Here is a 22,669-nt window from a genome sequence, read left to right as displayed (position 1 = left end):
CGCTATCCCTTCAGGGTTTGGGTGGCGGAAGCATCAGAGGAGTGACTGCGCTCCAGCTGTAGCTGGGCGCGACTGACCTGCCCCTGAAGCACCTGCACCGTCTGCTTCATGGACTGGGCCGCTTCTGCCCTGTACCGGTCAACCTCATCCATGGCCTGGAACACATTGTCGAAAGCCTGTTGCAGCTTGGCGGGGTCGAGGGTCGCCTTGGATGCGTTCTGGTGAATGGCGGTGCCCTGGGAACGCAGGAGCTCTGAAGTGGAGACAATCATGTCTGCCGTCGTCGAGTTGAGGGCATCGATCTGGGCCAGCACGATCTTCTGCTGCGCCAGTGCCTGGGCGACTATCACAGCGACCCGCAAAGCCGCCAGGGTAGTTCCGAGCGCGCGGTCCACACCCTTGATAAGCTCCGAATTGTTCTTCCGGACCACGTCGAGAGCCAGATAGCCCTGGATGGATACTGCCATCTGGGTTAAAAGGTCCTGATGCCGCTGGCGGACGTAAAAGAGAGCATCAGCTTCCAACGTGCCTGCTTCATCCGTTTTGCCTTGGTTTCTGAGGTCCGAGATTCGCTGCTCAAGACCGTCCCCGAGGTGGTTCGCCAGTACGGCATAATTCGCGAGGTGCCCCATTGCTTCCCAGAGGGCGTCGCGCTCTGTCTGGATGGCCGCGTTGTCCTGCCGCAGGTCATCCTGCCCACCCTTAAGTGCTTTGGTGATGGCATCGAGCTGCGCCTGAGCGGACTCATACTTCATGAAGTACCGCTGGATGGCGTCGCCCCCGGGGAGAAACCTCAAGATGCGCTTCTTCCCGGTCAGATCGTGGCGCTTTGGATCCAACTCCGTCACGATTTGCCGGAGTTCCACAAGGGTCTTGCCCGTCCGCGATGCGGGGTCATCGCCAGTCGCCGCGAGCGCCGCTGCGGGCCTTTTCAGCATACGGTTGGACGCAGTGCTGGCCTGTTGCATCGTGCCCTCACCCAGACGAATCAGCTGTGCCAGCTTTGTCTGGAAGTCTGGGCTTTGCAGCGGCGTAGCCAGCAGGTCATCAAGGAAGCTTTTGGCGGTCGCAGCATGCTTCTTCTGGGCCTCGGCGTCGACTAGAACCATGCCGCCAACCTTTTCCGGCTCGTGAACCACGACCTCAACCACAGGCTTTGGCGGCTCCAACACCAGAGGGCTTTCCACCTCTGCGTATTGGGCGTTGCTGAGGTCCAGCGGATTAGACACGTTTACTCCTTGGGGTTTGGGAAGAATTGCAGTCTAGCTGTGCTGCCTATAGTTTGCGTCGGAATGGTCATTGTTTATCCCGACGTCCGGGATGATCCCAGCTGTCCGCCATTTCCAACCGTGCGCGTTGCGGCGATTCAGGCAAATTCTGCCGCAAATTTCAGGGACCGAACAGCACCATTCAGGCTCTCAACTCCCTACCGGTGTCGAACCTCAAACCACTTGCCCTTGGTTGCCGGTGGGTGTTTTCCGGCATTGGACTTGCTAAACCGGCGCACGAGAACCAGAACCACAATGTGATTGTCGCGGCGACAACAACAAGAGAGGCTGCTCAGGTGGCATAAAGTTCCTTCCGTCCATTTACAGGTCGGTAGTCCGGTACAGGCCAGTAGTCCGACAACCTATCGTTGGCCCCTGACCTCCGGGCCGATAGCGTCGCTGTACTGGCCTGACCAGTTACATTGAAAGCGTCTGGACCGTCCGCATAGTCCCCTACGCACGGGAGGGCGCAATTCCAAGCCTCGGGACCACTCCGGCCCGGAATCGAGGACCAGGGTTACTACGCCACCACAGGAGTGGGACCCGACCTTCTTGAAGCAGCCCGAAACGCACTCCGGCACATATTGAGCACCTGTGTTTCACCTACGGCATCGAACCGTATTTGCTGTCCTCGGTCATCGTGGCCCTGAAAATCAGCGAGGTTGTGGACGCTCCCAATCGAATCGTCAGCGCATACCTCCCGCTGTCCATGATGAATCGGTGAAACGAGGACGACGACGTCGGCCCCAGCCGCCTTGGCTGGGGCTCCGGGGGCTGATGATGACGTCGTCGTTCAGAACGGGGGCCGCACATCCCGTTCATCCGCCTGAAACAGCGCTGAAACTCCGGCTGACTAGCTTGATGGCACGAGCTACAGGAGGACACGATGAACAGAATGCTGATCGGCCGCGAAGCCGCCGAAGTGCTGACCAAAGGGCTGGGCCGCAGAGGATTCCTCGGAGCTGCGGCTGGTCTTGGCGCTCTGGCCGTCACCACCGGATGCACGAACCAGGCCACGGCGGGTTCCACCGCGGGGACTTCCGGCACGGGTGGGGTTGCCGGCACAGCCACTGCCAGCCCCTCCGACGCTCAGCCGGGGCAGATCCTGCAGCCGAATACCGGAGACATCCCCGGCGACCACTACCTTGCCTCCACACCCGGGGACGTGTTGTGGGGCTACGTTCCAACGGTGCATGCGACGCCGGTCATGCGGATGAAGTCAGGCCAAACCATCACCATCGATGCCCTCTCGCACGAAGGAATTCTGGAAGACCAGGGACGGGATCCGCTGTCCTTCTTCGCCGGTCACGGTGTGGACAAGGACGGGGTGCTGCAGGACGCCGTCGACATCGCCGCGGACTACAGCCGCACCCCGCGGAACTTTGACACCGACGGACCGCACGTGGTCACCGGCCCTGTCTCGGTGGAAGGGGCGGAACCCGGCGACGTGCTGAAAATCGAGACCCTCGCCGCCGTGCCCCGGGTGCCGTACGGCGTCGTGTCCAGCCGGCACGGCAAGGGTTCCCTGGCCGTGCAGAAAGGTCCGGCGGCGCCGGAGGGCATCACGCTGGAGGAAGTCATGCCGCCGGCAGCCCTGGACAACCGCGCCTCCGGCATCCCGACGGATTATCACAATGTCTCCGTCTTCACCGCGATCGAGGACGGCAAAGGTGTGATGACCAGCGGCGACATGAAGGTGCGTTTTCCGCTGCGCCCGTTCATGGGCATGATGGGCGTGGCCTTCGCAGAAAGCAGCGGACTAACCGATCCGGAAGCCAACTCGGTACCGCCCACCCTCGGCGGCGGCAACATCGACATCCGCCACCTCGGGCCGGGGTCCACGTTCTACCTGCCGGTGAAGGCAGACGGCGCCCTCTTCTATGTGGGCGATCCGCACATGGGCATGGGCGACGGCGAGGTGGCCCTGACCGCGATGGAAGGGTCACTGCGCGGCACCTTCCGGCTGACCGTATGCAAGCCCGGGGCAGGTGACGCTCCGGAACTGGCCCACCGGTATCCGTTCGGGGAAACGGCGGAGGCATGGATTCCCATCGGGCTGTCCGACCCCGACGGTCTGGGCGACGGCGGCGTGAGCAGCGACCTGAATGTGGCCATGCGGCGCGCCGTGGTGAATGCGCTGGACTTCCTCGAGCAGGAAAAAGGCATGGACCGGGCCGTTGCTTACGCCTATCTGTCGGCGGCCGCCGATTTCGCCGTATCCCAGGTGGTGGACCGGACCGTGGGTGTCCACGGGCTGATCCGCAAGGCGGACTTCAACTGACGGTTCCGGCGAAGTGTTAGACCACCACAAGGTCCGTTCCGTCGGCCGCATGGTCGGCCATTGCCACGCTGTGAACCGCCGGGTCATCGTAGGTGTTCCAGTAGTAGGTCATCGTTCGGGAGGAAAAGAGCCCGGTGTAGGTGGTCTTCTCATACTCGCCCGATCCCATGGCCGCGCTGCCTTCCACCATGGCCACCTGCTGCAGGGTATGGAAGGCGCGGCTGACATTCTCTTCCTCGGTCGTCTTGTCCGGATAGTGCGCGTGGACGTAGGCCGCCCGCACAAACCGCGACGGCGAGTAATAGTCACCGGGAATCCCCCGCATCAGTGACCCGGAGCCGAACGGGACCAGGTCCGCCCGGTTGAGCACAATTTTTTCGGGGAAGTCGGGTGATGCATTGAGGTAGTTGCGCAGGTTTTCGTGGTGCCAGCCGAAGCCGGGCTGGTTGGCCAGGACGTCGACGTCATCGTCGAAGACGTGCATGCCGTCGCTCGTGTACTCCACGACGATGGCGCGTTTCGAGTCGCCAATGATCCAGTGCAGCAGCGAGCTTGGGTACTTTTCGTTAATTGGTTTGTCGACAATAACAACGTTGGCGAGCGCTGCCTCGACCTCGTCAACGCTGGCGAACTGCGAGGCCACCCAAAGCGGGAACTCGAACGCGGCAACGTTCAACGCACCCTCAACCGCCTCCGGCGCGTACTCCGCGTAGCCCGGGAAGTTGAGGCCGGCAACAGCCAGGCCCGCGTCGTTGCCGCAGTCGAAATAGAGCGGCGTGTCCTCCTGCACGATGCCCATGCCAATCACCGCGTGCCGGATACTCGGCACCGCGCCGAACGGCGATTTTGTGGCGTATCCGGTGGGCGTCACCACCACCCGCTCCCCAAAGTCGGAGGTCCAGTCGAGGTTGCGGGCCAGATAGAGGTTGCCGCTGCCGTCCGAAAATCTGATGCCTGTGCACATATTTGATGCTCCCTCTGCTGTCGAAAAGCCCTCCGTTTCAGGTTAGGCCGGGCCCGGGAACGACGGCAGTGTCTTCCCGCTAAACCGGACTCAGTGCGCGCAAATGAGGCAGTGCCTGCGGCACGCACCGCCCGGCAGGCAGCCCGTCTGATGCCGGACGTCCCGCTCCCTAGTGTTTGACGTCCGTTGACAGCTCTAACTGGGTCCAGTCTGCAGGGTCTTCCCGCTCCGCCTCGACGTCATAGTACGTGGCGCTGGTGCCGTACCGGGGGTCGTACTTGGACCGCACCAAGACGTGATCCTCTGGGTGTTTGACGCAGTCCGTCACCACACTGAACGCCACCTCGTGGTACCAATCGGAGGGTTTCGCCGACTCGTAGTTGGCGCCGTTCCCTACGCGATGGCTACGCAAGCCATGGGCTTAACCTTGAGCACCGTGGGTGCATCCTCTCCTCAATGGACTAAGGAAGCAGGCCGCTAAAATATTCGTGCCTGCCTTGGGCTCCAACGATACGTTCAGGTGGACCTACACCACGCTCGTCAGCACGCCTCCGTCCACGCGCACGGCGGATCCGTTCGTCGCGGATGCATGCGGGCTGGCCAGGAAGGTCACCATAGCGGCGATCTCTTCGGGCTCGATGAACCGCTCCAGCAGCGAGGTCTGGTTGGCCCCGATAATGGCCTGCTTCATGTCGGCGACGGACTGCCCGGTGGCAGCGGCGATGCCTTCCACTGTGGCGGCGACGCCGTCGGAATACGTGGGTCCGCCCAGCACCGAGTTCACTGTCACGCCGGTCCCCCGGGTGAGCTTCGCCAGGCCGTTGCCCACCGCCATCATGGCCGCCTTGGACGCACCGTAGTGGATCATGTCAGCGGGCACGTTGACGCCGGATTCACTGCTGATAAAGACGATCCGGCCCCAGCCCCGTGCCAGCATGGCCGGCATCAGCCGTTGGGCGAGCAGTGCCCCGCTGAGGGTGTTCACCTCAAAATACCGGCGCCATTCCTCGGCTGAGATGTCCTCAAACGGCTTCAGCTCGAACAGGCCAACATTGTTGATGAGGATGTCGACGTCGGCCAGTTCCGCGCACAGCCGCTCCACCTGCTCGGGCACCGCGAAGTCAGCTGCGATGCCGTCCACAGAGGATCCCGGCACCTCCCGCCGCAGCGTCTCGACGGCGGCGGCAAGCTTCGCGGCATCCCGGCCGTGAAGTGTCACGGTTACGCCCTCGCGGGCCAGCATGGTGGCCACGGCGTAGCCGATTCCCTGCGTGGAACCGCTGATGAATGCCGTTTTCCCGATGAGCTGCAGATCCATGGTGCTGCCTTTCCTGCCGCGCGGAACGCGGCCGTTGCCGGCGTCGGGCCTTCCGGCGCGGCTTCGCATGACGATTCCACAGCCGGATCAGCGCCCGATCAGCGCACTAGAATCAGCAGGTGAATAAACTGCGGATCCGCGTTCTTGGCCCTGTCGGCGCCGAGCACGCGGGCACCCCGCTCCGCCTGTCCAAGGCACGGCAACGCGAGCTTCTCGGCATCCTCGTCGCCGCCCGCGGCAGGACGGTGTCCACCCGGCGGCTGATCGACGAGTTGTGGGAGGACGCCCCGCCCGGAGCCGTGGGCGCCGTCCGCACCTTCATCGGCGAGCTGCGCCGTCTCCTCGAACCGGACCGCCCGCCCCGCACTCCCCCGGCAGTCCTGCTCACCACCAGTGACGGCTATGCGCTCCGCCTCCCGGACGACGACGTCGATCTCTGGCGGGTGGAACAACGTCTCCAGAGCGCGGCGGGACTGGGCCTTGACGCCCGCGAGCGCGCCCTGACCGCCGCCCTCGAGGAGTGGCGCGGCAGTCCGTTCGAGGAATTCAGCACCCGCTCCTGGGCCACAGCCGAAAGGGCGCGGCTTGCCGAACTCCGGGCGGCCACGGTTGAGCAGCTAGCCTCCGCCCGGTTGGAACTCGGCCGCCCGCAGGATGTCCTGGCTCTGCTCGACGCCCATATCGGCGAGCACCCGTGGCGGGAGGAAGGCTGGCGACTGCTCGCCCTGGCCCTCTACCGCTGCGCACGCCAGGCCGATGCCCTCGCTCTGCTGTCCCGGGCCCGCTCCACTCTGCGGCACGATCTGGGCCTCGATCCCGGGGCCCCGCTGGCCAAGCTCGAGCAGCGCATCCTGAGCCACGATCCCTCGCTGGATCTTGGGCCCGACGACGGCGCCTCCCTCCTGGCGCGGACCGTCGCCGCCGCTGGGCGAACCGGCGAGCGTGCCCAGCTCGAGGGAGTGGCGCAGCTGCTTCCCGTGCTGGCGGTATCCGGGTCGGTCCAGCTGGCGGCCGAGCAGCGGATGGCTGCAATCGCTGCGGCGGAGCAGTTCGGCGATCCGGAGCTGGCGGCGCGGGTCATCGGCGGCTTTGAGGTACCGGGGAGTTGGACCCGCTCGGATGATCCGGTCCAGTCGGCGGCGATTGTGGACGCCGCCGTGCGGACCTTGAAGGTCCTGCCGCCGCGGACGTCGGCACGGGTGCGGGCAAGGCTGCTAGCCACTATTGCCATGGAGTCCCGGGGCACCGCGGACCGGCTAGCGGAAGCGGCCGAGGCCGAACGGATTGCCCGGAAGCTGAACGATCCCGCTCTGCTGTGTTTTGCCCTCAGCGCTAAGTACCAGCAGACGTTCTCGACAGCCGGGCTGGCTGGTGCACGGGAGGCCCTTGGGACTGAGATCGTTGCGCTGGCTGTGGAAGCGGAGTTGCCGACGTTCGAGATCCAGGGCCGGCTAATCCGGATGCAGGCGCTCTGCGCGCTGGACGACATTGATGCTGCCTCCCGCGAAGCGGACCTTATAGATGCCCTCGCCGCCCGCTACGACCGACACCTGGCAACCGTCTTCACCGCCTGGTTCCGGTGGACCTTCCTGCAGGGCCCTCTTCCGCCCGCCGGAGACGAGATGCCCGGGTTTCGGACGGGTCTGCCCGCCCTGGCGGAGCTGACCGCTGCGGTGCGGAACGGCACGGAGCTTCCGGACGGGAACTTCGGCCCCGTTGAACCGTGGGTACGGCCGCTGCTCCTGGCGCGCGGAGGCCGGCTGGTGGAGGCAAGTGCGGCTGTCGACGTGGTGCCGGAGCCTCCGCGGGACCTGTTGTTTGAAGTGTCGTGGTCCCTCATCGGGCTGGCTGCGATCGAATCCGGTAACCCCACCATGGCCCGCCGCGCGCACGCCGCCCTTCTGCCGGCGGCGGGCGAGCGCGCCGCCGGCAGCGCCGCCGTCGACCTTGGATCGATTCGGCTGATGCTGGCTTAGGTCAGAGGGCGTGAAGGGCGTGGCTGATGAACATCCCGATCGAGAACGCGACCGACACACCAGAGACCCACAAGGCCGCCTTCTGCAGCGTCCGGTTCCCGCTGGTGCGCCTGATTCTCAGGATCGCCCAGATGAGCATCGCGATGCCAAACAAGGGGAAAACATAGAACAGAAGACTCACGATGGAGCCCACGAGCAGCCAGATGTCGCTCCAGGAACGCGTCGGGGCCGGTGCGGACGCCGGGGCGGGCGTGGAAGTGGCGGCGGCGGCAATCTGCTCCACGGGCCCGAAGTCGCCGATCACGCGTTCAGCGGTCTTCTCCGAGACTCCATGCCGGTGGAGCATCTCGGCCGCGTGCTCGCGCATCGCTTGGACCGTCTCGGCGCGTTCCCGCTCATCGGTTCCGATCAGCGCCCGATCGAGGTCGGCGAAGTACGCCTCCAAGAGGGCCGGCATCGGTTCAGTGGTATTCATGAAGTCTCCTTGATCATGGTGGTGACATCCGCGGCAAACAGGTTCCACGTCTGGGTAAAGACCTGCAGAGCGCTCTCGCCCTCATTGGTGAGGTGGTAATAGCGGCGGGGCGGTCCCACCGGCGATGGCTCCAGCGTTGTGGTTACCCACCCCTGCTGCCGTAGACGTGAAAGCAGTGGGTAGAGGGTGCCGCCGCTGGCGAACAGGACTTTCCCTTCCCCGAGCCGCTCGGCAATCTCCAGCCCATACGCGGCCCCGGAACGCAGACACGCAAGAACGCAATAGTCCACGGTGCCCTTGCGAAGCTGCGTCAGAACCGATTCAGTAGTAGGTGCCATGCACTGCACGCTACCGGTAGCTTGCAGTGCATGCAACCCCTCGTGGATTCCCCTGGTCCACCCCGACGCGGTGTTGGCGGGGAAACCGCCGAAGGGCCCCGCTGATCGGCGAGGCCCTTCGGAGGTGGTGCTGCTGTGAGTGAGAAGCTACAGATCCTTGCGGGTCCGGTTCACAACCTTGGACCGCACATAGCCTCGATACGGGTCGTGGGAGAAAACATCAACTGCACTGTAGGAATGCGCTTTCATATCGCCACTTTATTTTCCTAGAGCAGCAGGTAGACGCCGCTGTGTGCGATGGCACAGGCATCGGTTCGGCGCTCAATATGCTGTTTAAAGAGCGCCACTTCAGCGGAACGATCCTGATCGGCGAGCCGGGAACCGGCCGCGATGAAAGCCGTGCCAAGGCGGGTCAGGGCACGGGAGGTGAAGCCTGCTTGGATGCTGGTGGGGGCGGGCTGGTAGTACCCGCGGGCGGAAGAACTCATGTCGGCTCCTGTGTATCGATGAGTGGGAAAGCGTTGAAATGCAGTTGAACGGGGAGGGCGCCGGGTGTCTTTGGATCACTGCGGTAGGTCTCGAGCTTCTCGCGCAGGACCGTTTCCATGTCCCGGGTGAACGTCTCAAGTTGATCTGCCGTGAAGTGGGCGTTAAACGTGCTGATTACCGGGGCCTCAGCCCACTCTGGCGGCATGGCGGACAGGTCGCTTGCCATGAACGCGGCCAGCAATTCTGCTCGTCCGCATTCAAAGGTCCGGCTGACCTGCCGGACCGCTTCCCGGACGGCGGGGTCCTGCTTCGCGGGTGAGTTGATGGTCAGGGCGCCTCGCGTGCGTTCCCACCAGCGTTCCCGTCCCGTACCTCGATCCGTGATTTCACGAACCAGGCCGTGCCGGGCCAATTGCCGGAGGTGGTAGCTCGTTGCACCGCTCGACTCCCCCACCCGCTTGCCGATGCTGCTCGCCGTTTGGGGCCCGTACTGAGAGAGGATCTGGAGCAGCTGCACACGGAGGGGGTGGGCGAGTGCCTTGAGGACGGGGCCTTCGAGAATGCGGTCGCCGCCCTGGGGTGGACTCGGTTCAGGCTGTGAATCTGCGGTCATGGACCCAGCATGCCACCGCAAAGGTTTATTTGCAAACATTTCTTTGCATAAGGGACGTCGACTTCGTCGTAGGGATTCGGCAAGAGGTAGCCGAGGGAAAAAGCGGCGGCAACGCGGCGACGCGGGACGGAATGCCGCGCTCGGCCAGGACACGGATCGCGCTCTCACACTGTCGCCTCCGGGAATCCGCAGGTCCATCCGAACGAGACGGACTAGGCCTCAGAAGCGTGACCAGCCTTTGAATCGGGGCATTACGCCCTGTCTAGGAAGCGGATGACTCCTTGGCGTCGAGTTCAACGGTCAATTCCATGCAGCGCAGGCGGGCCGGGGAGTAGTCGTAGGGCATCATTCCAATGGCCTCGCTGAGGCTCACGCGATTGTCCCCTCCGCCAGCGACCTGACAGGCTTCGCCCTCACTTCCGGGGACAGCGGGGTGCAGAGAATCCCAGGAGTCGAGGAGCGCTTCGTCCCTCTGCGCCTGACCGGAATCCTCGATGGCGGCACTCAACCTTCGTTCGAAGGCGTGCCGTTCGGCAGCCACCTGTGCCACGCGGGGGTCGTCAACAGGCACCGTGTCATCGAGCGCTTCCTCGGCGGCATCAACACGGTCGGATTCCTCCCGCAGACCCGGGTGAGCGGCCAGCGCAAGGTAACGGCCGGCGCCCATGGCCGCGCCGAGCGACCCGAAGATCCGCTCCATGACCAGCAGGCCATCCAGATCCGTCTGGCGCAGGAAACCCTCGGGCAGACCCTCGAGCCGGCCGGTGACGAAGTCGGAGAGCAGACCCATCCTGCCCTTCACTGTGCGCAGGCGCTGCACGACGGCGGCATTGTGGCCGCTGTCCGCACCAGCAGGAGCCGTGTCGGCAAAGACTTCACGGATGTCCTCCAGGGCAATCCCGGCGTCGACCATCTTCTGGATCCACAGCAGCCGGATCATGGATTCGTAGCCGTATCGGCGCGGGCCGTCGCCGCCCTGTTCGGGCTCGGGGAGCAGGCCCATCTCGTGGTAGCTGCGGATCGCTTCCGAGGTGGTACCGACGAACGACGCTGCATCACCGATCGCGACTTGACGCGGCGGAACAAGGGACAAATGCATGAGCGGAGCCTTCCTTAACAGCCCGGGACAAACGTCCATCGAGCCTTATAACGCTTCGGACGGTACAACGTCGCCTAGCCTACCGCTCACCTCACCGGCGGACAGCAGCGCGGAGACGCGGAGCCCGCCGGCGGGCCTTCCCCCAATAGTGAGCGTTCCATCGTGGGCCTGGACGATGCTCCCAACGATGGTCAGCCCAAGGCCGACGCCGGCCTGATCCGAGCGCACCCGTTCCGTGCCACGCTGGAACGGCTCGGCAAGCGTGGAGACCAGTTCGGGGTGTTACTCGACGCGGTCCGAGCAGCGGCGGTGGATGCTGCGGCCGAGGAGATCGCCGTCGTCCGGTACGGTTCCGGGGCGGAGGCAGCCCGTTGGGTGGCCACCGCACAGACGTCGACGCATGTGCACGGGGGCGCGGTCGACGTCGCGCCCGGCGCCGTCACCGACTGGCTGTCTGCACACGGCGCCGGGTACGGGCTCTGCCTGGTGTACGGCAACGAGCCCTCGCATTTCGAATACCTGCCCGACGCCGGCACTGCCGGCTGTCCGTGCATGTACCCGAACCCGACCGAGGACCCGCGGATGAACCCAGCCTGACGTCAGCCGTACCGCTGTCGGCCCGACATCCCGGGAGCGCGGCGCAGTAAATCCTGCTTGAGGCCAAGGCTCCGGTGATCTCGGTTAGGACCCGGCGCCTCTAAGGACGACGGGAGAGGGCCCCCACGGGCGGTCCTTTGAACCGACTATTTCCCACATGCCCTGATCCACACAAATCGGGACAGGCTCCCATTGCGCGCCTTTCCGACGCTGCGCAAAAAACAAGCTCAGCGGCACTGCCCAGGCGGTCTGCTTGACGCGATTGCCCGCGACGGTGCGCTCGGCTCGTTGTCAGTTTGACCGGACACTTAGTCTGTGAATTTCCGCCTACTTATTCTTCATTCACTGCTTAGCTCCGGGCGAATTTATCTAAGCGGTCGAAGATACGTGGCGTCAACCGCCCCGATACCCGCTTGGTTCAGGACATCCAAAGCCATGGACTGGACTGTTTCCTGCAGATCCTGAAAACTACCTCCATTGAAGAATGAGTCCACAGGGGCAAAACCATGAATCGGAGTGAGTCTTTCCCTGTCCTTGGGATGGCCGTACTCAAAAGTCCGGATGTAGAGGGGATGGCTGTCGTCGGCACCGTGCATCATCAACTGCACCAGGTATCCGCCAGAGATATCTAGGCGGTCGAGCGCAGAATTGAGAAGCTGCACGACATAGACCGGAAAATGATGCGCGAACATAACGTGAAGGTCCTGCCCGGCGTCAAAACCGTCACCTGGCCTGGGCGCCCAGGCCAGGCCTGTGGCACCGCGGTCATGCACTTCCACTACTCCCACATCCCCGTTCGTAGGAACAGCGGCCCTCCATTTCCTCAGCCCAGGCCGGGGGTTGGGATCCAGATAGCCGAAATAGTGTTCATTATCGGGAGACAACAATGGGCTCTGTATACGAATATCTCGAAAAATGTCTAGGGCGATCTCCCGGGAAAGGCGACCCAGATGAGCCGGACGCGGGTTGACCGGAACTGCCGCAGCCGTCAGCCACACCCTGCCCTCTCGGGGAACGCCTGCTAAAAGCCTGCTGGCTAATTCATTGAGCGTGTCGTCCTTTGCCCGGCGGTCCTCAAAGCGCGCTCGGTAGGCCTGTTCAATATCACGTTCCGCCATGTCTACGGTCTGTGCGCCAAAACGACGCGGAGCCCGAAGCGACCCCTGTCGGACCTGAAAATGCGGCGTATCGACACTGGACGGCACTTGAACGATAACCACGGTCGCCGCTCCACTGCTGACAGCCTCGAACACCAGGTCCTGTATAGCCGGCTGGATTGCCGAATAGACTATCGATCGCAGGCGCCTCGCTTCCCCATCGGTAAAAGCACCCGTGTCGACGATTTCCTCAGCGGCCGAGGTGGCAGGGTTTTCCCGCACTCCGAACACGATCAGACCGCCGCCGCTATTCACCATGGCTGTTACGTCCTTGACAAATTCCTCTTTTGCCGCTTGGTCACGGCTGTCCGGTAGCTTTTCCTTCCAATCCAGATCCGCCTGTTCGCGAACCGCTGCAGCAACGGCTGCGACCACGAGGTCCATGGAGAGTTCGGATGGCGACATCCCGAGAACGCGGTGCAGTGCTGTAAAGGCCATAGGAGGATTGTTACATGTGCCTCAGGTGGGACTCGCTGCATTCTTTTGGGGAGTGTAAAGCTGTTCTCCGATCCAAGGAGATACCGTGATGGTCTCTTGCCTGTTGCTGCAATTCATGACGCTTCGCCACCGGGACAGGACTTTGTGTGAAGAACACAACCCGGTCCATGTGTTCCCCCTGTGTGCATATGGAACGCAGATCTCTTCGAATCTTCGTGGGAACGTCCGCCAGCCGGATCGCGCAAGCCAGGACAACGTTCTTTTGGGTCGCACCTAGCGCAAAAGATGAAGCTCCTGCGACCTCCGAGGCAAGGTTGGTCCAAAAGCTCTCAGCGTCTCACCTTTGTCCCCTCCAGCGCTGACTGGCCCAGTCGCAGGCATAAGATTCGTCGCGATGCGTTTGTGAGCAAGACCCAAGCAGATAGCTTCGAAATCATGGTGAGCGTTGCTCTCAGCCAACGTACTGAGTTCGTATCGTATTCGTTTTTCGAGCGCGAGGCGGCTGGTCCTGCTTTCATCATCACCCACAGACCCCGGGGACACGGCATAGACGACGTGGTGGTTCATCAAAGACACAGAAACAACGGAGTCGCACCTGCGAGGTAGATGTCGCATTAGACATCAGGACCGGGCGTCAGGATACGAGCCGGAAGATCCTTTGCGTCCTATCCTAACAATGTGCATATGACGGGACGCCCAACCATGGTCAAATAGACCATGCAGATGAAGCTGAGCGACTTTAGTGGCGACCTCGAATCCCTCAACGAGGCGTACAACGAAGTCACCGACCAGTTGAGGATGGAAGACTCTGAGGCAAACGCGGCTATCAGCGATGTCTTGATGATCTGGTGGGAAGCTCTCAGCCCGGACTATGACTTTCTTCCTACTTATGAAGAATCAGTACTCTGGGACCGTAAATCCATCGATGCCCACAGGGCCACGGTCGAGCAACTGGTAAAGGCCCTCAGGCAGCGTGACTCGAGGAATATTGAAATCTCGAGTGTGTACCTATTGGACATCCTCCAGAAATATGTTGCCACAGCGGCGCAGACGGCCCGGGACAAAGCTGCAAGATTCGAAGGCACTCAGGAGAAGTCCGAGGCATCAGCAGCGCGGATCGATTACCGCAAAGCATCGTTGCTTTCAACACGGGTTGAACAAGCGAAGCTATCCCAGTATCTTCGTATTGCCGTCAAGAAGGCACGGATAACCGTCCAAGAAGTCGAGGCGGCAGCAGCCAGCGCCCAGACAGCTGCCGGCTTTGTGTCCGGTGCACAGTTAACAAAAAGGTTCGAAGAACTATCCAAGGATCACCTCAGGTCCGCATGTATATTCCGCTGGTTAACGGCTATCTGTGTCATGGCAGGCATCACGGGCACATACTTCCTCGCCTTCGTACCGGGCGTTTCGCATGGCGGAGCGACGACAATAGGAGATGGGATCCTCAGAGTCTCCCTTTTGGCAGCTGTCCTCGGGTTGGCGACCTACTTCGGCAAGCAAGCCGGTTACCATCGAGACCTAGGCACTTGGGCGAGAACCATCAAGGAGCAGCTACTGACCTTTGACGGCTACGTGGAACCTCTGCACGATGAGTCTCTTCGCGACCAGATGCGGGCAGCCTTCGCTGCCCGAGTCTTCGGTTCGTCGCCCGAATCCAAGGAAGATTCTGGCGTTGCTCTGACCGCTTCCTTGATGAGCGAACTCCTGGCGGCCGCTGGGAAATCCGTGGCAACTACTACAAAGTAGCCGTCTCAAGGAAAAAGCTGTCACCAACGGTGGCACCGGCCCTTTCCCAGCTGTTCCGGACTAACGTGATAGTCCTCCCTTGTTTCGCGGGTACTTGATACCGTTCCATTTCCGGCGCGAGTTTCGCGGCTCGGGCGTGGAGTTCTTCGGCGCGGGCGGCCTCTACGAGGTGCATGGCATTCTCGTGGTCGGTATCCGCTTTGCTTTTCTTCCTGTCCGTGCGCCCTGCTCGTTCCGGGAGGACTGGTTCAGCGATCACGCCAACGGGTACCTCCACGACTACCCAGCCGGCCGATGAAAGCCGTGCGTCGTGACGCACATCCGTGCACGACATTAGTGTAGTGAGCATGGCGACCATCTACCTCGAAACCACCAAGAGCCAGGCACACAAGCTACTCGACTCGCGCATCGAATCGGTCACCGATCTGGTGATCACACGTAAGCGCGTGGACGAGCTGCGCGAGCAGCTTGCCGAGGCTGAACGCCAGGACGAGAAGGCCTACGTCCGGGCGACCGAGGACGGGTGGAGTGAGGACGAACTGAAGAAGCTCGGACTGGACCTCTCTGCTGCGCGAACTCGCCGTGTCTCAAGACGAGCCTCATCGTCGAAGTGAGCGGGAAGAGAGCTCGAGTGAAGCGGAAAGCTACCAACTCGCGGCGCACGAAAGCGATTTCAAGCCCATTGGGCGAACTCATCAGTTCGACGGAGGTGCCTTTGGCTCTCTGGTACTTCGCCTTGCCACACCCGATTCCTTTCCCGGACGGCCTGCAAATGAGCGAGCAGGTTGCTAACCGCCCCGACGACCCAGGTCAGCCGGACGATCCCGACGTCAGCCTGGTATTTCATCAGTTGGAGTACACGCATGGCCGCATGTCAGGAGTTAGCAAAGCTGTCATGGAGGCAGCCGAGCGATCAGGAACAGCGAAGCCAGTCGCATCTGATTACAAGGAGTATGAAAGCTCGGTGAAGACGGCCTATACGGTGGTGGAGGCTTTGACTCCTGTTGAGTCCCCCGACAAGCCAGATCAAGCATCGATCGAGACCGCGCAGGATGCAGAGCCGCGTTCCGATGAGTTCATGCGATGCCTGCGTCTCGTCACCGATCTTGTGCGAGCCTACCGACTCCAAAGCGGCAAGGGCGTAACGCTCCCTCATTACGAGCGGATTCCGTTCCCTGTTCTACGGTTCACCGCTCCCGGAATACGTGAGGTGTACCAACAGGACCAAGGGCTATTGAAGGTGCTGGGGCCCACTGCTGCGTGGGAAGGACCTGAACTTGTGCTGCTAGAACACGAGAACTTTGCTGATCCACTTAAAGGTGACGCTCTATCAGACGAACAGGTCTCCGAGTTTCATCAGTGGATGCGATATATCCGGCAGGGCAATCCGGTCGTTTTGTGGCGCGAGCGAATCATTGAAGCGGATGAAGCAATCAACGGCCTAGGCGACAGATCCGGAGGTGTGATTCTTGCTAATACGGCGACAGAGACACTCATGGACGTCATTCTCAGCATGCTCCTTTGGGAGGAGGGGGTAGATCCGAGGGACGCCGAGAAGCTGTTTGTCGAGGGTAGGGTCTTGCAGCGCATCACCGGTCAACTGTCTACCCGATTAGGCGCGTCTTGGTCGACGGCCAGTGGGCCAGTTGGTGAGTGGTTCGAGGCGTCATACCTCTTACGCCACCGCATAGTGCATGGAGGGTACTGGCCAACTCATCCTGAATCGGTCCGAGCACTACGCGCGGCCCAGGACATGCACACCTTCGCGTTCGATCGAATCGCAGCCAAACGGAACGTGTATCCCAGGTCCGCTCTTCTCACCGTCGCTCGCAGCGGATTGGAGAAGCGCGACCTTTGGGGAGGCAAGATCAAGATTTTTGCGGAGCAGAATGCTCCTACAGAGTCAGACTGGAGCGCCTCCTTCCGGGACTTCCATAAGGAAATCTCAGCCTTACGTCTGGCTCGGCGATCCAGCGCCTAGCGTCCGCGAATTCTTTGGAATAAGCCAGATCGTTCGATGAAAATTGTCGCAGGAGGCAATTCACTAGGTAGATGAGAATACTGGGCTTGTCCACGAACGCCATGACAGGTGGATGCCGGGATCACAGCGCGTGAGCTTGAATCAGACAGAAGTTGAAGTTTGGTATCCGCACGCAGCGCACCAGCTGGAACCACCAAATGCCACCTTCCCCGCCGTCGACAGCTAAAATCGACAAGGCCCGTTTGTCCTGTTCCCGGTCCGGAAAGCGCAGAATGTCCTTTATCGAAAACGCAGTGGCCCATTGGGCGGAACTGCAGCGGCTCCAAGCCACACCGGGCTGGAAACTCACCACCGCAAACCCCTGGGTGCTGGCCCTCTTCCGGGAAGCCTTCAGCCGCACCCGGCCCCGGATTCCGCTCGAGGAATTCCACAACATGACCGACGGATTCCTGCGCCAGCTGCGCATCTCCGGAGTGACCCTGCGCGAGGACTGGACCGGCAAGAACTATGCCGATGATTGGGTGGCCCGCCGCTTCCTGGCCCGCCCCCGCGTCGACGGCCGGTTCGTGTACGAACTCACCGAATCCTCCGTCCGCTACCTCTCCTACCTGGACGGCTTCACCTCGGACAAAACCAGCCTGAACTCCTCCCGGCTGGCCACCCTGCTGGACCGGGTGGAAAACCTGGCCCACGAAACCAACCCGGACCCCGCAGCCCGCATCGCGGTGCTGAAAGAGGAAGTCGCCCGCCGCGAAGACATGATCCGCGCCCTCGAGGCCGGCGAGGCGCCCGCCCCGGTGGACGGGGAAACCGCCGTCGAAGCGGCGCAGGACATCCTGGACCTCGCGGCAGCACTGCCTGCGGACTTCAAGCGGATGCGCGACGGCCTGGAGAAAATGCTGCACGCCCTGCGCCAGGAAATGGTGGAATCCAACGCCGCCAAGGGCCTGACCATGGGCGAAATCCTCGAGGCGGACCGCAAGCTGCGCAACACCAGCGAAGGCCGCACCTACGAGGGCTTCACCGCGTTCCTAAACGACGCCGAACAGCAGGACCGCTTCCGCGCCGCCATCGCCGAGGTGCTGGAACGGGACTTCGCCGAGGACATGAGTCCCGAGGACCGGCAGAGCCTCCACCGGCTGATCAGCGACATGCGCGGCCAGGCCACCGAAATCCACCGCATCTACGGCCGGCTCTCCGAATCCATGCACACCTACGTGCAGAGCGACGAGTACCGCGAATCGGTCCAGCTGCGTCAGCTGATCCGCACCGCGGAAACCGCAATCCACAAGGCGCCGCGCAGCAAACGCCGCACCGCCGTCGTTCCGGCACCCCAGCTGTACGGCGCGGTCTTTGAATCCCTGGGCATGGTGCACCTGTTCAACCCCGAAGACCACGCACCGCCGCCCAAGCTGCCGGCACCGCCGTCGTTCAGCGAAGCGGACATCCACCGTTCCGCGCGCACGCCCAAGGCCAACCGCCGGGCACTGCGCGACGCCGTCACCCGCGCCGCCGGAAAACGCGGCACCGCCACGGTGGGCGAGATCTTCGCCGAACTCGCCCCCGAGGACCGGCACCTGAACAGCATCCGCGCCCTGCTCTCGGCAGCCCTGGAAGCCGGCTCCGCTGACTTCTCCCCCGGCTCCCGCGGCGGCAGCACCCCCGCCGGACTGGCCGCATCGCCCGAATCCGTCACCTTCACCCAGATCGACGGCAGCGAGCGCACCGCGCTGCTGCCCGCCGTCGCCGTCGCGAAAGCCCCCACCCATGAGTGAAACCAGCCTCGATCCGACCAGCACCGCCGGTCCCGCCGACCATAACGACGACGATCCCTACGCGGACGATTACGCCGCAGCCCCCGCGGAACGGGACGTCCTCGTGGACGGACCCGAACTGTTCCCCGGTGACACCGGAACCCTGCCGCTGAAGCTGCGCCAGGCCCTGATCCGGCTGCTGCGCGGCCCGTATCTGGACGCAACCAGCTCGGACAACGTCTACAACACGGTGGTGGACAACCAGGCCGAACTGCGCACCCGGCTCAGTGAACTGTTCCTGACCCTGGTCATCGACGAGGACCGCAAGGTCGCCCTGCTGCGCCCGGTGGACATGCCCGAACCGCACACCGCCGTGCTGCAGCGCCAGCGCGAAATGACCCGCGAGGAAACCTTGCTGCTGCTGCGCATGCGCCTGCTGCTGGACCGGCACGCCGGCACCGGCAACGACGCCGTGATTGCACGCAGCGACATCCTGGAAATCATCGAGGGCTACGTCGATCCGGGCCAGCGCGACGCCAAGTCGGTCGAGGACGTGGCCGACGCCGCCATCCGCAAGCTGGTGCAGGAACGCCGGCTGCTGCTGCCCACCGAGGTGGAGAACGTCTGGGTCATTTCCGGTGCCCTGCCGCTGGCGCTGCCCTACGAACACATCGGTGACATTGTCACCTTCATGCAGGCTCTGGCGGACGCCTCCGGCGAACTGCCCGAGCCCACACTGCCCGACCCCGCACCGGCCGAACCGACCACAGCCAACGACGGCGAGGACATCGCGTGAGCATCGAAACCACCCTTCCCATGGGCGACCTGATCAACCCCGGCCAGAACCGGCTGTCCTCCGTGCAGATCGTGAACTGGGGAACGTTCGACGGCGCGCACACCATTTACGTGGACCGCGCCGGAACCCTGCTCACCGGCGACTCCGGCGTGGGCAAGTCCACCATCTTCGACGCCATGCTCCAGGTCATGGACGCCCGGCCGAAAATGAACGAGGCCGCGCAGAACAACGGCGGCAGCCTGGCCGAGGAAAAGCGCACCGCGTTCTCCTACATGCGCGGCCGCCTGGGCACCCAGGGCTCCGGCAACGGCACCGGGTCCGACGACGGCGGCACGGCAGGCGCCGACGGCACCGCCTACCAGCGCCCCGGCGCCACCTGGTCCGCCGTATGCCTGACCTTCGACAACGGACTCGGGCAGATCACCTCGCTCTCCGTCCTCATGGACCTGCCCGCCAACGGCACCGAGCACCACGTGGGCCGCTTCTACGCCGTGCACAACCGGCCGCTGGATATCCGCACCCTGGAAACCGAAATGCGCGGCCGCTTCACCAAGGGCAGCCTCGAAGCGCTGCTGCCCGGCGCCGCCATCTTCGATTCCCACAAGATGTTCGCCGAACGCTTCCGCACCGCCCTGGGCGTGGAGGACGAGAAGGCCTTCGGGTTGCTGCGCATCCTGCAGACCGGCAAGGGACTGGGCGGAACGGTCAACGACTTCTTCCGCACCAACGTGCTGGACACCCCCAAAACCCTGGCCGCCGCCGATGAAGCGGTGGAGGACTTCAGCCACCTGCGCAGCATCCGCCGGCAGCTCGAGCGCGCACGCCAGCAGCGCGACCATCTCGCCGACGTTCCGGACCTGCACCGGCTCTACACCGCCACCGACACCGAACTACGGCACAACCGCGCCCTCACCAAGGACGGACTGCCCGCCTACCGGCAGCGCCTGACCCTGGCCAGCCACGAGCGCGACGTCGCACGGCTCACCGCGCAGGAGCAGACCGGCGCCCGGGAACTCACTGCCGCGGAAAGCCGGCGGAACGAGCTGAAGAAGAAGCTGAACGCCCTCACCGCCCGGTACAGCGAAGAGGGCGGCGGCACCATCGCCACGCTCGAGCGCGAACTGGCGGCCGCCGTCGTGCAGCTGAACTCCCGCGTCGCGCTGGAGGAAACCGCCCGCGGCGAACTGGCCGCAGCCGGCATCGAGGTGGACTTCTCCCCCGCCGGTCTGGTCACCGCCCGCAGCCGCGCCGCCGAGCTGGTGAAGTCCCTGACCCTGGAGGTGGAGGCAGCCCGCGAACGCAGCTCCGACGCGCACGGGCAGGCCTGGCAGCTCAAGGGGCAGATCGCCAAGCTGGAAAACGACATCGGCTCGTTCCGCCGCCGCACCTCCAACATCCGGCAGGAATCCCTGGACCAGCGCGCCAAGATCTGCGCCGCCACCGGCCTGGACGAGGCGGACCTGCCGTTCGCCGCCGAACTGATCGACCTGGAGCCGGAACAGCAGCAGTGGCGTCCGGCCGCGGAACGCACGCTGCGCTCCCTGGCCACCGCGCTGCTGGTGCCCGGCGAGCACATGCGCGCCGTCACCCGCTACCTCTCCGAGACCAAACTCAACGGGTTCCTGCGCTGCATTGACGTCAGCGTTCCGGTGGAGGGGCCGTCCGAGCCCGGACCGCGGGACCTGATCACCAAGCTGGTTACCCAGGACTCCGAGATGGGCCGCTGGGTGGCCCGCAAGATCACCGCGCACTATGACTTTGTCTGCGTGGAGGATCCGGATGAGCTCGCCGGACTGTCCCGCGGCGTGAGCCTGGGTGGCGCGGTCAAGCGCAACTCCTCCACCACGGAGAAGGATGACCGGCACGCCAAGGCCTCGGACAACGTCCTGGGCTTCGACAACAAGGACACCGTTGCCGCCCTCGGCAATGAACTGCTGGCCCTGCGGGACCGGTTCACCGAAGCCGACACCCGCTCCCAGGCGCAGGCCCAGACCCAGGCCGAGCTGGTCAGCCGGCTCGCCGCGGTCCGCCGCGTCGCAGCGGACACCCGCACCTGGGAGGAGCTGTCCGCCTCCGCGCAGCGCGACGCCGTTGCTGCCGCCACCGATGCCCTCGATTCCGCCCGGGACGCGAACACGGACCTGGACCAGATCCGCTTCGAGCTGGACACCGCGGAGCTGGACCACACCGCCGCGATCGAGAAGATCGGCGTGCTCAAGGGCGATCTGGCCCGCACCCGGGAACAGCTTGCCGCCGCCACCGCCCGCCGGGACACCCTGGCCGCCAAGGCTCTGGGTGCCCTGGATGAGTCCCTGCAGGAGGCGCTGGAGGAACTCTTCGCCCCCTTCGGCGAGATCACCGACGTCGTGCGCCTGCAGGAGGCAGCCTCCGAAGTGGAGCGGACGCTGATCACCGAGGGCGCCCGGCTGGAGAAGACGCTGCTGGAAACGAAGAACCGGCTCGAGCGGACCTTCGAGACGTTCACGGACAAGTGGGGCTCGGACTTCGGCACCTCGGTGGACGCCGCCGGCGCGTATGCGGAGCGATTCGAGAGCATCGTGTCCGAGGGCCTGCCGCAGCATGAAACCGAATTCCGCGAATACTTCAACAACCGCACCTATGAGCGGTTCAGCGACCTGCTCGCCCTGCTGGATGAGGAACGGCGCAGCATTTCCTCGCGCCTGCTGCCGCTGAACTCGGTGCTGCAGCGGGTGGAATACCACGTGGACAGCCACCTGGAGATCGAGGTCAAAACCACGGTTCCCGACGCCGCGCACAAGTTCCGCACCGAACTGAAGAATGCACTGCCGATGATGGGGATGCGGCAGAACAAGGCGGATATGGACGCCCGGTACACCGCGCTGGAGAACCTGGTGGACCGGCTAAAGGATCCGGAGGAACGCCGCTGGCGGGCCGAGGTCCTCGACGTGCGCTCCCACGTGACCATCACCTGCACGCACCGCCTCGCCAACGGCCAGGCGTACACCAACCTGCAGGCGTCGCTGATGTCCGGCGGCGAGGGGCAGCGGTTCACCGCGTTCATCATGGCGTCGGCGCTGGCGTACCAGCTGGGCATCGTCTCGCAGGGTTTCAGCACCTACGGCACGGTAATGATGGATGAGGCGTTTGTGAAGTCGTCGCTCTCATTTGCCGAGGCGTCCATCAACGCGCTGCACGAGTTCGGCTTCCAGCTGCTGCTCGCCGCCCCGGAGGACAAGGTGGACCTGTCCCGCTTCCTGGGCTCGGTCACCGAAATCCTGCGCGACGACGCCGCCAACCGGTCCGGCGTGCTGGAACGGGACATCCGCCGCGGCTCCGGCTCGGTGCCGGTGAACATCCTGCTGCGTTAGGCGGCCCGCGGCGGCCCGGCGGCGGGCCC

19 protein-coding genes are annotated in these 22,669 nt (G+C 63.7%); 9 read left to right on the top strand and 10 right to left on the bottom strand.

The features are described from left to right. Positions 1 to 2 precede the first annotated feature (2 nt). A complete protein-coding gene (locus tag MUG94_RS01235) occupies positions 3 to 1,229 on the bottom strand; it encodes a toxic anion resistance protein (protein ID WP_227909146.1) in 1,227 nt (408 codons plus the stop codon). Positions 1,230 to 2,154: 925 nt separating this feature from the next. On the opposite strand from MUG94_RS01235, the gene MUG94_RS01230 reads away from it, so the two are divergent. Beyond that, positions 2,155 to 3,549 (top strand): acetamidase/formamidase family protein, encoded by a 1,395-nt coding sequence (locus MUG94_RS01230; protein ID WP_227909147.1) that lies wholly within the window; start codon positions 2,155 to 2,157, stop codon positions 3,547 to 3,549. Between the two features lie 16 nt (positions 3,550 to 3,565). On the opposite strand, the gene bsh is transcribed toward MUG94_RS01230, so the two are convergent. Further along, the gene (gene bsh, locus MUG94_RS01225; protein WP_227909148.1) at positions 3,566 to 4,513 is read right to left on the bottom strand and encodes a choloylglycine hydrolase; all 948 of its coding nucleotides are present in this window, start codon (positions 4,511 to 4,513) and stop codon (positions 3,566 to 3,568) included. 526 nt (positions 4,514 to 5,039) lie between these two features. Further along, the gene (locus MUG94_RS01220) at positions 5,040 to 5,900 is read right to left on the bottom strand and encodes an SDR family NAD(P)-dependent oxidoreductase (protein ID WP_227909149.1); all 861 of its coding nucleotides are present in this window, start codon (positions 5,898 to 5,900) and stop codon (positions 5,040 to 5,042) included. Between the two features lie 50 nt (positions 5,901 to 5,950). Here MUG94_RS01220 and MUG94_RS01215 point away from each other — a divergent pair, with 50 nt between their 5' ends. Next, complete coding sequence (locus MUG94_RS01215; RefSeq protein ID WP_227909150.1) at positions 5,951 to 7,807, top strand: AfsR/SARP family transcriptional regulator; 1,857 nt, start codon at positions 5,951 to 5,953, stop codon at positions 7,805 to 7,807. A 1-nt stretch (position 7,808) separates the two neighbouring features. Here MUG94_RS01215 and MUG94_RS01210 read toward each other — a convergent pair whose 3' ends face one another. The 6 genes from MUG94_RS01210 to MUG94_RS17255 form a co-directional block, all read right to left on the bottom strand. After that, on the bottom strand, positions 7,809 to 8,282 hold the full coding sequence (locus MUG94_RS01210) for an HAAS signaling domain-containing protein (protein ID WP_227909151.1): 474 nt from the start codon (positions 8,280 to 8,282) through the stop codon (positions 7,809 to 7,811). Next, on the bottom strand, positions 8,279 to 8,620 hold the full coding sequence (locus MUG94_RS01205; protein ID WP_227892515.1) for a PadR family transcriptional regulator: 342 nt from the start codon (positions 8,618 to 8,620) through the stop codon (positions 8,279 to 8,281). Before MUG94_RS01205 ends, MUG94_RS01210 begins: the two co-directional genes overlap by 4 nt. 266 nt (positions 8,621 to 8,886) lie before the next feature. After that, a complete protein-coding gene (locus tag MUG94_RS01200) occupies positions 8,887 to 9,108 on the bottom strand; it encodes a hypothetical protein (RefSeq protein ID WP_227892516.1) in 222 nt (73 codons plus the stop codon). After that, a complete protein-coding gene (locus tag MUG94_RS01195; RefSeq protein WP_227909152.1) occupies positions 9,105 to 9,722 on the bottom strand; it encodes an ArsR/SmtB family transcription factor in 618 nt (205 codons plus the stop codon). Before MUG94_RS01195 ends, MUG94_RS01200 begins: the two co-directional genes overlap by 4 nt. 262 nt (positions 9,723 to 9,984) lie before the next feature. Then, positions 9,985 to 10,821, bottom strand: a complete 837-nt coding sequence (locus MUG94_RS01190) for a MerR family transcriptional regulator (RefSeq protein WP_227909153.1) — start codon at positions 10,819 to 10,821, stop codon at positions 9,985 to 9,987. A gap of 45 nt (positions 10,822 to 10,866) precedes the next feature. Further along, a complete protein-coding gene (locus MUG94_RS17255; protein ID WP_341482176.1) occupies positions 10,867 to 11,049 on the bottom strand; it encodes a hypothetical protein in 183 nt (60 codons plus the stop codon). Between MUG94_RS17255 and MUG94_RS01180 the strand changes: the two genes are divergently transcribed. After that, positions 10,984 to 11,418, top strand: coding sequence for a M15 family metallopeptidase domain-containing protein (locus tag MUG94_RS01180; RefSeq protein ID WP_227909154.1), 435 nt, complete (start codon positions 10,984 to 10,986; stop codon positions 11,416 to 11,418). The two genes, MUG94_RS17255 and MUG94_RS01180, sit on opposite strands and share 66 nt — an antisense overlap. Positions 11,419 to 11,783: 365 nt before the next feature. On the opposite strand, the gene MUG94_RS01175 is transcribed toward MUG94_RS01180, so the two are convergent. Then, the gene (locus MUG94_RS01175) at positions 11,784 to 13,013 is read right to left on the bottom strand and encodes an AlbA family DNA-binding domain-containing protein (protein WP_227909155.1); all 1,230 of its coding nucleotides are present in this window, start codon (positions 13,011 to 13,013) and stop codon (positions 11,784 to 11,786) included. Positions 13,014 to 13,736: 723 nt separating this feature from the next. On the opposite strand from MUG94_RS01175, the gene MUG94_RS01170 reads away from it, so the two are divergent. The 6 genes from MUG94_RS01170 (at position 13,737) to MUG94_RS01145 (ending at position 22,640) form a co-directional block, all read left to right on the top strand. After that, entirely contained in the window at positions 13,737 to 14,759 is a 1,023-nt protein-coding gene (locus tag MUG94_RS01170; protein WP_227909156.1) for a hypothetical protein, read from the top strand. 347 nt (positions 14,760 to 15,106) lie between these two features. Then, positions 15,107 to 15,373: a hypothetical protein gene (locus tag MUG94_RS01165; protein ID WP_227909157.1), complete on the top strand. Its 267-nt coding sequence runs from the start codon at positions 15,107 to 15,109 to the stop codon at positions 15,371 to 15,373. Between the two features lie 17 nt (positions 15,374 to 15,390). Continuing rightward, on the top strand, positions 15,391 to 16,740 hold the full coding sequence (locus MUG94_RS01160; RefSeq protein WP_227909158.1) for a hypothetical protein: 1,350 nt from the start codon (positions 15,391 to 15,393) through the stop codon (positions 16,738 to 16,740). Between the two features lie 272 nt (positions 16,741 to 17,012). Further along, on the top strand, positions 17,013 to 18,515 hold the full coding sequence (locus MUG94_RS01155; protein WP_227909159.1) for a DUF3375 domain-containing protein: 1,503 nt from the start codon (positions 17,013 to 17,015) through the stop codon (positions 18,513 to 18,515). Beyond that, a complete protein-coding gene (locus MUG94_RS01150; RefSeq protein WP_227909160.1) occupies positions 18,508 to 19,290 on the top strand; it encodes a DUF4194 domain-containing protein in 783 nt (260 codons plus the stop codon). Before MUG94_RS01155 ends, MUG94_RS01150 begins: the two co-directional genes overlap by 8 nt. After that, a complete protein-coding gene (locus MUG94_RS01145) occupies positions 19,287 to 22,640 on the top strand; it encodes an ATP-binding protein (RefSeq protein ID WP_227909161.1) in 3,354 nt (1,117 codons plus the stop codon). Before MUG94_RS01150 ends, MUG94_RS01145 begins: the two co-directional genes overlap by 4 nt. The last annotated feature ends 29 nt before the right edge of the window (positions 22,641 to 22,669 follow it).

The sequence above is a fragment of the Arthrobacter gengyunqii genome, from assembly GCF_023022985.1.
Lineage (GTDB): Bacteria > Actinomycetota > Actinomycetes > Actinomycetales > Micrococcaceae > Arthrobacter_B > Arthrobacter_B gengyunqii.
Note: the sequence above shows the minus strand (reverse complement) of the source record. Positions and strands in the feature narration are given on the sequence as shown.